The 11,071-nt window shown below is 71.6% G+C and carries 10 protein-coding genes; 8 read left to right on the top strand and 2 right to left on the bottom strand.

The features are described from left to right. Nucleotides 1-43 precede the first annotated feature (43 nt). From ABZ810_RS43280 to nrfD, 7 genes are all read left to right on the top strand, one after another. Nucleotides 44-832 carry an MEDS domain-containing protein gene (locus tag ABZ810_RS43280; protein WP_358413213.1) on the top strand — a complete coding sequence of 263 codons (789 nt, stop codon included), beginning with the start codon at nucleotides 44-46 and terminating at the stop codon, nucleotides 830-832. A gap of 288 nt (nucleotides 833-1,120) precedes the next feature. Continuing rightward, entirely contained in the window at nucleotides 1,121-1,300 is a 180-nt protein-coding gene (locus ABZ810_RS43285; RefSeq protein ID WP_358413215.1) for a hypothetical protein, read from the top strand. A 30-nt stretch (nucleotides 1,301-1,330) separates the two neighbouring features. Further along, the gene (locus ABZ810_RS43290) at nucleotides 1,331-2,410 is read left to right on the top strand and encodes a DUF475 domain-containing protein (protein WP_358413217.1); all 1,080 of its coding nucleotides are present in this window, start codon (nucleotides 1,331-1,333) and stop codon (nucleotides 2,408-2,410) included. 141 nt (nucleotides 2,411-2,551) lie between these two features. Next, nucleotides 2,552-2,881: a plasmid stabilization protein gene (locus tag ABZ810_RS43295; RefSeq protein ID WP_358413218.1), complete on the top strand. Its 330-nt coding sequence runs from the start codon at nucleotides 2,552-2,554 to the stop codon at nucleotides 2,879-2,881. Between the two features lie 151 nt (nucleotides 2,882-3,032). Then, entirely contained in the window at nucleotides 3,033-6,293 is a 3,261-nt protein-coding gene (gene fdh, locus ABZ810_RS43300; RefSeq protein ID WP_358413219.1) for a formate dehydrogenase, read from the top strand. After that, entirely contained in the window at nucleotides 6,290-7,144 is an 855-nt protein-coding gene (locus tag ABZ810_RS43305) for a 4Fe-4S dicluster domain-containing protein (RefSeq protein ID WP_358413220.1), read from the top strand. Before fdh ends, ABZ810_RS43305 begins: the two co-directional genes overlap by 4 nt. Continuing rightward, complete coding sequence (gene nrfD / locus ABZ810_RS43310) at nucleotides 7,141-8,136, top strand: NrfD/PsrC family molybdoenzyme membrane anchor subunit (RefSeq protein ID WP_358413222.1); 996 nt, start codon at nucleotides 7,141-7,143, stop codon at nucleotides 8,134-8,136. Before ABZ810_RS43305 ends, nrfD begins: the two co-directional genes overlap by 4 nt. On the opposite strand, the gene ABZ810_RS43315 is transcribed toward nrfD, so the two are convergent. Next, the gene (locus tag ABZ810_RS43315; protein ID WP_358413223.1) at nucleotides 8,133-8,861 is read right to left on the bottom strand and encodes a GAF and ANTAR domain-containing protein; all 729 of its coding nucleotides are present in this window, start codon (nucleotides 8,859-8,861) and stop codon (nucleotides 8,133-8,135) included. The genes nrfD and ABZ810_RS43315 overlap by 4 nt on opposite strands. A gap of 365 nt (nucleotides 8,862-9,226) precedes the next feature. Between ABZ810_RS43315 and ABZ810_RS43320 the strand changes: the two genes are divergently transcribed. Continuing rightward, complete coding sequence (locus tag ABZ810_RS43320) at nucleotides 9,227-9,979, top strand: SigB/SigF/SigG family RNA polymerase sigma factor (protein ID WP_358413225.1); 753 nt, start codon at nucleotides 9,227-9,229, stop codon at nucleotides 9,977-9,979. A 15-nt stretch (nucleotides 9,980-9,994) separates the two neighbouring features. Here ABZ810_RS43320 and ABZ810_RS43325 read toward each other — a convergent pair whose 3' ends face one another. Continuing rightward, the gene (locus ABZ810_RS43325) at nucleotides 9,995-11,014 is read right to left on the bottom strand and encodes a LacI family DNA-binding transcriptional regulator (protein ID WP_358413227.1); all 1,020 of its coding nucleotides are present in this window, start codon (nucleotides 11,012-11,014) and stop codon (nucleotides 9,995-9,997) included. Between the last annotated feature and the right edge of the window lie 57 nt (nucleotides 11,015-11,071).

Here is an 11,071-nt window from a genome sequence, read left to right on the forward strand (position 1 = left end):
TGGGGACATGCGCAGACATGGGTCGCGGTTCGAGTGTCTCCGGATGAGACTGCACGACCACATCGGCTGGATGTTCGGGGGGCCGGACGAGTTCGCCGCGCTGGCGATCCCGTTCCTGGCGGAGGGCGCGGCGCGGGGCGAGCGGTTGATGTACGTCAGCGCCGATCCCGAGCCCGAGGTGGCTGACAGCCTGGGCGACGGGCTCGAGCCCGGTGCCGTGCAGGTGGCGAGCATCGCCGAGGTGTACGGGGCGTCCGGGATGGTGGACGCCGTCGGGCAGCGCGCCACGTTCGCCACCGCCCTGGCGCAGGCCAAGGCGGACGGCTACACCGGGATCAGGGTCGCCGCCGACAACACCTCGCTGGTCACCACCGAGGAACGGCTGACGGCGTGGCTGCGGTGGGAGATCATCGCCGACCGGTTCATGGCCGAGAACCCCGTCACCGGCCTCTGCGCGTTCGACCGGGAGAAGGTGGACGTCGACCGGCTCCGCCACCTGGCCACGCTGCACCCGCTGTCGTCGGCCGGCAGCCCGGCGCCGCAGTACCGCGTGTTCGCCGACGCGGGCAACCTCCGGGTGGAGGGCCAGATCGACTCCTTCACCGTCGGCCAGCTCCGGCTGGCCCTCAACATCCTCCCGCCCGACACCGGCGTGCTGATCGACCTGGCCAACGCCGGGTTCACCAGCCGTGCGCCCCAGGCCCGGCTGCGGAGCCTGGCCGAGGCGGGCGTGACCGTCACCATCCAGGGCCTGGCGAACGATCTGAGCGAGCTGACGTCCGCCGGCCTGGCGACGAACGAGAACCTCATCTTCGAGCCGACCGGCAGCTAGCGCGCCGCGACCGCCGAGAGGTCGGAGCCGCGTCTGGAGCCCGACGGCCGGCGGGGAGTCCACGGTCTTTTCGAACATGTTCTGAAAGTAGCGCCGACCCGGTCACCCTGTCGGCCATGAGCCTGAACGGGCACCGATCTTGACTACGCTCCGGGAGAATGTCACCACCCGGCGTTCCGGCGAACGTGGTGGCCAGGCCGTTCTGTGATCGGAGGCCTACTTCGCCGTACGAGGGGAGGGATCAGTACGGCCGGGGCGCCTCGAGCCACGACTTCATGGGAGGACCGGATGGCACTGGACATCGGCGAAGAATGGATCACCAGCGACCGGTGCAAGCAGGTCGCGAAGGCCACGCGCGACGGCTGGGTACTCTCCTGGTGCTCCGGCCGGTTCGACCGCGACGAGGCCGTGGCGGCGATGAACCGCGCGGAGGAGGGCGACCTGAGCGAGGTCGTGGTCACCCCGTAGCGTTCAAGGGAGCTCAGGGAAGGGGAACGGGTGGTTCTGCGCACCTTCAGATGGTCGTTCGGCCTCACCGCCGTCGGCCTGATCGCCGCCGTCCTCTACCGCGGGCCGACCGCGCTGGCCATGGTGGCCGTGCTGGTCGTCCTGGAGGTCTCGCTGTCGTTCGACAACGCCGTGGTGAACGCCAAGGTGCTGGAGCGGATGAGCCCGTTCTGGCAGAAGATCTTCCTGACCGTGGGCATCGCCATCGCCGTGTTCGGCATGCGGCTGCTGTTCCCGCTGGTGATCGTGGGCCTCACGGCGAGGCTCGGGCCGCTGGAGGCGTTCGACCTGGCGCTGAACGACCAGGAGGCGTACCAGCACGCGATGGAGTCGGCCTACCCGATGATCGCGGCGTTCGGCGGGATGTTCCTGCTGATGTTGTTCCTGGACTTCGTGTTCGAGGACCGTTCGCGCAAGTGGCTACTCTGGCTCGAACTCCCGCTGGCGCGCCTGGGCCGCCTGGACCAGCTCTCGGTCGTCGCGGCCGGCACCGCGCTGCTGGTCGCGACGCTGTTCGCCGCCGACCCGGGCCAGGTGATGATCGCCGGAGTGCTCGGGATGATCACCTACATCCTGGTGCACGGCCTGGGCGAGCTCTTCTCCGAGACCGGCATGGACGCCGAGGGCTCGGACCAGCCGCCCGGCGAGAACGCGCCCAAGGGGAACGCCGCCGGGGCGGTCGGCAGGGCGGGCCTTTTCCTGTTCCTCTACCTGGAGATGCTGGACGCCTCGTTCTCGTTCGACGGGGTGATCGGCGCGTTCGCGATCAGCACGGACCCGATCGTGATCGCGCTCGGGCTGGGCATCGGCGCCCTCTACATCAGGTCGCTGACGGTCTTCCTGGTCCGCAAGGGCACCCTCCAGGAGTACGTCTACCTCGAGCACGGCGCCCACTGGGCGATCGGCTCGCTCGCCGCCTGCATGCTGGTCAGCATCGGCCGGCACGTCCCCGAGTGGATCACCGGCGGGCTCGGCGCCGGCCTGATCCTCGCCGCGTTCGTCAGCTCCGTCCTCCACAATCGCGACCGGGGAACGCACGACCGCCCCTCGACGCGCGGCAAGGCCGCCTGAGAACGGGCAGCTCAGGGCCGGACCGGGTGCGGCGGGCACGGCCACGTTCGGGCCGTCCGGGGCCCGAGGTTTCACCGGGGTCAACGGGGAAGATGCCTGGAAGGAGATCCCAAGAGGGATCCCGCCGACTGGGAGGGCACGATGCCGCAGCAAGCATGGAGCAAGAAGCGCGAACGCCAGTACCAGGACATCAAGAAGTCCCAGAAGAAGCGCGGTGCGAGCACCGAGCGGGCCGAGGAGATCGCCGCCCGGACGGTCAACAAGAACCGCGCCCAGTCCGGTGAGGCCAAGCAGAAGAGCAAGACCTCGACCAAGGACGTCTCGCCGCAGCACCGGGGCGGAAAACGTTCCGGCAAGCCCGGGCCGCGCGGCCGCACCAAGGACCAGCTCTACGCCGAGGCCAAGAAGAAGAACATCGAGGGCCGGTCGAAGATGAGCAAGGCCCAGCTGGAGAAGGCGCTGGGAGTCTGACGGCCAAGGGGCGGCAAATATCTCTTGATGGCCTTCCGGGTGACCGGGACGTGCGGGGATACCCGCGGGGAACGTGGGCAGGTGAACGGTTGTCAGGGTTCGTCCCGATGGCTGCGGGCTGCCCATGAGCCCAGGTCCGAGGGGGATTCGGATGGACGTTCGACGCCTGCTGGAGAGCTGGCCGGTCTACCGCCAGCTGACCGGTGACGACCGGCTGGGACGCGGCGCCGCGGCACGCTCGGCGCGGACCGCGGAGCTGAGACCCCGGACGGCGACGGCGGACCGGGTCGTGAAGTCGGTCTGCCCCTACTGCGCGGTGGGCTGCGGCCAGGAGGTCTTCGTCAAGGACGAGAAGGTCGTCCAGATCGAGGGGGACCCGGACTCGCCCGTCAGCCGGGGGCGATTGTGCCCCAAGGGCTCGGCCACGCTGCAGCTGACGACCGGGCCGGCGCGCGAGCACACGGTGCTCTACCGGCGGCCGCACGGGACGGACTGGGAGGAGCTCGACCTCGACACCGCCATGGGGATGGTCGCCGAACGGGTCGTCGCCACCCGCCGCGACACCTGGGAGCACGAGGTGGACGGCGTCCGCGTCAACCGCACGCTGGGCATCGCCAGCCTCGGCGGCGCGACGCTGGACAACGAGGAGAACTACCTCATCAAGAAGCTCCTCACCTCGCTCGGCGTCGTCCAGGTCGAGAACCAGGCGCGGGTCTGCCACAGCTCGACGGTCACCGGGCTCGGGCCCTCGTTCGGGCGCGGCGGCGCGACGATGTTCATGCAGGACCTGCAGAACTCCGACTGCATCCTGATCCAGGGCTCCAACTACGCCGAGGCGCACCCGGTCGGGTTCCAGTGGGTGATGGAGGCCAAGGCGCGCGGCGCGACGATCATCCATGTCGACCCGCGCTACACGCGGACGAGCGCGGTCGCCGACCTGTACGTGCCGATCCGGGCGGGCTCGGACATCGCCTTCCTGGGCGCGGTCATCAACCACGTCCTGACGAACGAGGCGTACTTCCACGACTACGTGGTCAACTACACCAACGCGGCCACGATCATCAATGCGGACTTCCGCGACACCGAGGACCTCGACGGGGTGTTCTCCGGCCTCAACGAGGAGACCCGGCACTACGACATCGACAGCTGGCGGTACGAGGGCTTCGGCCCGGTCGCCGCGGCCGGTGAGCGCGACGAGGGCTACGACGAGCGTGTCCGGTCGATCCGGGAGGCGGGGCGCGGCGAGAGCCACGGCGCAGGCGGGGCCAGGCTCGGGAGCGGCGGCCGGCCGGAACGCGACGAGACGCTGACGCATCCCCGCTGCGTCTTCCAGATCCTGAAACGGCACTTCGCCCGCTACACGCCGGAGGTCGTACAGGAGGTCTGCGGCGTGCCGCCGGAGTCGTTCGCCAAGGTGTGCGACGCGCTGGTCCGCAACTCCGGCCGGGACCGGACCAGCGCGATCGCCTACGCGGTCGGCTGGACGCAGCACACCGTCGGCGCGCAGTACATCCGGGCCGCGAGCATCCTGCAGCTGCTGCTGGGCAACGTCGGCCGCCCCGGCGGCGGCATCCAGGCGCTGCGCGGCCACGCCAGCATCCAGGGGTCGAGCGACATCCCGACGTTGTTCGACCTGCTGCCCGGCTACATCCCGATGCCGCACGCGCACACGCACGAGGACCTTGAGTCGTTCGTGATGGCCGACGCGGCCGGGAGCGGCTACTGGGGCAACATGCGCTCGTACGTGGTGAGCCTCCTCAAGGCCTGGTGGGGCGACGCCGCGACGGACGGCAACGACTTCTGCTTCGGCCACCTGCCGCGGCTGACCGGCAGCCACAGCACGTACGAGACGGCGATGGCGCAGATGGACGGAGCCTGCAAGGGATACTTCCTGATGGGCGAGAACCCGGCCGTGGGGTCGGCGAACGCCAAGGTGCAGCGGCTCGGCATGGCCAACCTGGAGTGGCTCGTCGTCCGCGACTTCTCGCTGATCGAGAGCGCCACGTGGTGGAAGGACGGCCCCGAGATCGAGACCGGTGAGCTGCGCACCGAGGACATCGGCACCGAGGTGTTCTTCTTCCCGGCCGCCGCGCACACCGAGAAGTCGGGCAGCTTCACCAACACCAACCGGATGCTCCAGTGGCACCACCAGGCCGTCGAGCCGGGCGGCGCCGCGCGCAGCGACCTGTGGTTCATGTACCACCTCGGCCGGATCATCCGCGAGAAGCTCGCCGGCTCCGGCGATGCCCGCGACCGGCCCGTCCTCGACCTCACCTGGGACTACCCGACCGAGGGCGAGCACGCCGAGCCCAGCGCCGAGGCCGTCCTGGCGGAGATCAACGGGTTCGGCCCGGACGGCGGGCACCTGTCGTCGTACGAGCAGCTGGCCGACGACGGGTCCACCAGCTGCGGGTGCTGGATCTACTGCGGCGTCTACGCCGACGGCGTCAACCAGGCCGCCCGCCGCAAGCCCGGCTCCGAGCAGAGCTGGATCGCGCCCGAGTGGGCCTGGGCATGGCCCGCCAACCGCCGCATCCTCTACAACCGCGCCTCGGCCGACCCGGAGGGGCGCCCGTGGAGCGACCGCAAGGCCCTGGTCTGGTGGGACGGGGAACGCGGCGAGTGGACCGGCCACGACGTGCCGGACTTCCAGGCGGCCAAGCCGCCCTCCTACCGGCCGCCGCAGGGCGCGCGCGGCCCCGACGCGATCTCCGGCGTCGACCCGTTCATCCTCCAGGCCGACGGCAAGGGCTGGCTGTACGCGCCCGCGGGCCTGGTCGACGGGCCGTTGCCCACGCACTACGAGCCGCAGGAGTCGCCGGTCGACAACCCACTCTATCCCGGGCAGCGGCGCAACCCGGTCCGGCAGCTCTTCAGCCGTGAGCACAACCGGTTCCAGCCCAGCGGCTCGGAGCCGGGCGCCGACGTGTACCCGTACATCGTCAGCACCTACCGGCTCACCGAGCACTTCACCGCGGGCGGCATGACCCGCTGGTCGCCCTACCTGGCCGAGCTGCAGCCGGAGTTCTTCTGCGAGGTGTCGCCGGACCTGGCCGCCGAACGCGGGCTGGAGCACGGCGGCTGGGCCACGATCGTCAGCGCCCGGAACGCGATCGAGGCGAGGGTCATGGTCACCGAGCGCATGCCGGTACTGCGCGTCGGCGGCAGGACCGTGCACCAGATCGGGCTGCCGTTCCACTGGGGGCCCAACGGCTACACCCGCGGCGACGCGGCCAACGAGCTCGCCTCGCTCGCCCTGGATCCGAACGTTCACATCCAGGAGGTCAAGGCGCTCACCGCGGACATCCGCCCGGGCCGCCGGCCGCGGGGCGCCGCACTGCCCGAGCTGGTCCGCGACTACCGGCGCCGCGCGGGCATCACCGAGCGCACCGGCATGGAGGTACGACGATGAGCACCCGGATGGGCTTCTTCACCGACACCTCCGTCTGCATCGGCTGCAAGGCGTGCGAGGTCGCCTGCAAGGAGTGGAACGCGGTCCCCGAGGACGGGCTGAACTTCACCGGAATGTCGTACGACAACACCGGCGGGCTCGGCGCCGACACCTGGCGGCACGTCGCGTTCATCGAGCAGCGCAAGCCCATGGGCCTCCAGGACCCCGGCGCCGACCACGAGGCCTACGAGGGGCTGGACGTCCTCGGCATGGCCGCCGACGGCGGCGGTGACGGCGGCCTGCGCTGGCTGATGGCCTCGGACGTGTGCAAGCACTGCACGCACGCCGCGTGCCTGGACGTCTGCCCCACCGGCGCGCTGTTCCGCACCGAGTTCGGCACCGTCGTCGTACAGCAGGACATCTGCAACGGCTGCGGCTACTGCGTGCCCGCCTGCCCGTACGGCGTGATCGACAAGCGGGAGGAGGACGGCCGGGTCTGGAAGTGCACGATGTGCTACGACCGCATCGGCGACGGGCTCGAACCCGCCTGCGCCAAGGCCTGCCCGACCGACTCCATCCAGTACGGCCCGCTGGACGAGCTGCGCGAACGTGCGGAGGCCCGGGTCGAGCAGTTGCACGACGGCGGCGTGACCGACGCTCGCCTCTACGGCGCCGACCCCGACGACGGGGTGGGCGGCAACGGCGCGTTCTTCCTGCTGCTGGACGAGCCCGAGGTGTACGGGCTCCCGCCGGCCCCGGTGGTCACCACCCGGGACCTGCCGTCGATGTGGCGGCACGCGGGCGCCGCCGCGCTGACGCTGCTCGGCGGGCTCACCGCGGTCACGCTGGCCTCGAGAAGGGGACGCCGATGAGCGAGACGGAGGTCACCCGGCAGGGCGTCCACCACCAGCGGCCTGGACGGGAGGCCGTGCCCGGCGCGAAGGGCGGCGGACGCCGCAGGCGCGGCGAGCGGCTGATGGTGCCGAAGGCGGAGTTCGGCAGCTACTACGGCCGTCCCATCCTCAAGCAGCCGACCTGGAAGGCCCTCGACATCGCGGGTTACCTGTTCCTCGGCGGCCTGGCGGGGGCGTCCTCGCTGCTTGCCGCCGGCGCCCAGGCGACCGGCCGCCCCCGCCTCGCCCGCAACTGCAAGGTCGGCGCGCTGGCCGGCATCTCGCTCTCGACCGCCGCCCTCATCCACGACCTGGGACGCCCGGAACGTTTCGCCAACATGTTGCGCGTGATGAAGCCGACCTCGCCGATGAGCGTCGGATCCTGGCTGCTGGCCGCCTACGGCCCCGCCGCCGGGGTCGCCGCCGTCACCGAGGTGACCGGCCTGTTCCCGCGGATCGGCCGCGCCGCCACCGGCTGGGCCGCGCTGACCGGCCCCGGCGTCGTCACCTACACCGGCGTCCTCATCGCCGACACCGCGGTGCCGGTCTGGCACCACGCCTACCGCGAGATGCCCTTCCTGTTCGCCGGCTCGGCCGCCGCCGCGGCCGGCGGGCTCGGCCTGCTGACCAGCCCGCTGGCAGAGAACGCACCGGCCCGGGGCACCGCCGCGTTCGGCGCCGTCCTCGACCTCACCGCGTCCACCGTCATGCGCGGGCGCCTGGGCTTCCTCGCCGAACCCTACGAGCACGGCAAGGCCCGGCGGCTCATGCGGGCCTCGGGGATCCTCACCGCCGCCGGCGCCGCCACGGGCGTGCTCCTGGGCCGGCGCAGCCGCCTGGCCGCCGCCGCGGCGGGCGGCGCCCTCATCGCCGGCTCGGCCCTGACCCGCTTCGCCGTCTTCGAGGCCGGCCGCGCCTCCGCCGCCGACCCCAGGTACGTGGTCGCGGACCAGCGCGGGCAGTCCACCTAGGGCAGCTCGCCCGTGGTGACGAGGTGCTCGGCGACGTCGCGCACCTTGCGGTTGAGGTTCTGCGAGGTGCGGGCGAGCAGTTCGAACGCCTGGTCGTCGGTGAGGCGGTGGCGTTCCATCAGGATCCCGACGGCCTGGCCGATACGCTGCCGGGTCGCGATGGCCACGTGCAGGTTCTCCTCGGTCCGGGACGCGGCCAGCACGACGGCGGAGTGCGAGGCGAGCAGCCAGCCGATGTTCTCGGCGTCCTCGTCGAGGGCGCCCCGGGTGCGGCTGTAGAGGTTGAGCGCGCCGAGGTCCTGCTCGTCGGTGAACAGCCGGAAACCGATCATCGAGCCGATGCCCAGCGCGCGGGCGCCCTCCGCGAACTTCGGCCAGTGGACGGTGTCGGCGCCGGACATGTCGGTGATCGACAACATCTGCCGGTGTTCGCGCTCGACGTCGAAGCACGGGCCTTCCCGGAGCTTTCCCTGGAGGGCGTCGGACGCCCTCACCAGGTCGCTGGAGGCCGCCAGCGTGTAGACCTGGCCGCCCCGCACGACCAGGATGCCCGCGTCGGTGCAGCCCTCGATCAGCTCGATCGCCGAGCGGGCGATCCGGTCGAGGGTCGCGGCGACCGTCTCCTGGGCGAGCAGCATGCGCGCCATGTCGGCCAGGGCCCGGGCCTTGGCCAGGGCCACCGCCGACGCGTCGTCGCCCGGCCGGTCACGTCGCCTGTCTGCCACAGCAAGCCCACCTGGATGTGTCGTCGCGGTCCCTCGCACCCTAACCCTCGCGCTTCCCGGCCGGACGATTAGGACGCCCCGTCCTGGTAAGGGGCGAGGTGGCGCCGGTCCGCTACCCGGGGGTTCGTCCGGCGCAAGGGCACGTCAGTCCAAACTCAGGGCCGACGTGCCCGCACGTTTGCGGAACGCCGCCGGATGAGCGATGGTGGAGGGACGGGTTAAACAGCAGCCCATGGTCGAGTCGGCGTGCCTGGCACGCCGCTCGGAACAGAGAGGCTGCGCCCATGACCCTGTCGTCACCCGAACGCCCCACGCGTGTCCCTCCGGCGGACAGAAGGCCCGGGCACCGGCGTTCGGAGCAGTCGTTGTTCGACGGCCGCGCCGAGGCCCTGCTCGCCGAGATCGCCGACCTTCCGGAGGACGACCCCGGCCGCGACCGGCTCCGCGAGGAGCTCGTCCGGATGCACACCTCGTACGTCCGGCACGTGGTCAACCGTTACCGCTCCCCCCGGGAGTCGGTCGAGGATCTCGAACAGACCGCCCTCCTGGGCCTGGTCAAGGCGATCAACGGGTTCGACCCCGAGGTGGGGCCGCGGTTCCTGCCGTACGCGTCCATGACCGTGGCCGGCGAGATCAAGCGCCACTACCGGGACCGCACCTGGGTCGTGCACGTGTCCCGGCGCGTCCAGGAGCTGCGGCTGCGCGTGCGCCACGCTCGCGACGACTTCAACGCCGAGCACGGGCGCGCCCCCACCGTTCCGGAGCTGGCCGCCTTCCTGGACGTCGAGGAGGACGAGGTCGCCGAGGCCGTCGCCGCCGACAGCGCCTACCAGCCGGCGTCGCTCGACCTCCATCTCACCTCGGACGACGACGACTCCCAGACCCTCGGCGAGACGATCGGCGAGACCGACGCCGACCTGGAGGGGGTCGTCGACCACGAGTCCCTGAAGCCGCTCATGGCCGAGCTTCCCGAACGCGAGCGCCACATCGTCCAGCTCCGCTTCTGGGGCAACCTCACCCAGGCGCAGATCGCCACCCGGATCGGCGTCTCCCAGATGCACGTCTCCCGCCTGCTCCGCAAGACCCTCGACCAGCTCCGCGACGATCTCCTCACGTGAGCCGCGGGCCGCGCGTCAGGTGCGCGGGGCCGCGCAGGAGGCGCGCTGGACGAGCTGGGCGCCGACGCGGTAGACGCGGCTGGTGCGGGGGGCCGGTACGCCGCCGCGGCCGATCTGCTGCATGAGCAGGTCCATGGCCAGCTCGCCCAGCTCGCGGGCGCCGTTGTCGACGACGGTGACGGGCGGCTGCCACCACTGCAGCCACGTGATGTCCTCGTAGCAGATCAGCGACAGGTCGTCGGGGACGCGGACGCCCGCGGACACCAGGGTCGGGAGCACGCCGAAGACCGCCTCGTGGTTGGCGGCGAACAGCGCGGTCATGTCGGGCGCGCGCGCCAGGAGGCGTCCCACGGCCTCGGCGCCGAAGGAGGGCTCGAACGGGCCGCGCTCGACCAGCGCCTCGTCCACGTCCAGGCCGCGGCGACGGAGGGCCTCGGCGTAGCCGGCGAAACGTTCGTGCCCGGAGTTGGTCGAGCCGGGGCCGCCGATGTAGCCGATGCGCCGGTGGCCGAGGTCGAGCAGGTGGCCGGTCGCCTCGTCGGCCCCGTCGCGGTCGGCGGCCAGGACGGTCGGCGCGGCGCTCTCGGCGGCGCCGCGGATGAGGTTGACGACGGCCGTGCCGTCGGCGAGCAGCGCGTTGGACGAGGCGGCGTTGCGGCCGGTGCCGATGAGGATCAGCCCGTCCACGCCGTGGTCGCCGAGCGTCTGCAGGATCGACTCCTCGCGGCGCGGGTCGGCGTCGGTGATGCAGAGCATGACCTGGTACCCCTCGGCGGCGGCGCGGCGCTGCACGACCTCGGCGATGGTGTGGAACGAGGCGTTCACCAGGTTGCCGACGACCAGGCCGATGAGGCGCGACTGCCGTGACCGCAGCGCGCTCGCGGTGCGGTTGGGCCGGTACCCGAGGCGGCGGGCGGCCTCCTCGACGGCCGCGCGCGTCTCGGGCGCGATCAGCGGAGACCCGCTGAGCGCCCGCGAAGCGGTGCTGCGGGACACGCCCGCCGCGGCGGCGACGTCCTTCAGGGTGACGCTCAATCCTGCTCCACGGTGGAATCGATCCCAATGAACGGAGCCATGATGCCATGAAGGTGT

This window comes from Spirillospora sp. NPDC047279, assembly GCF_040643285.1.
Classification (GTDB): domain Bacteria; phylum Actinomycetota; class Actinomycetes; order Streptosporangiales; family Streptosporangiaceae; genus Spirillospora.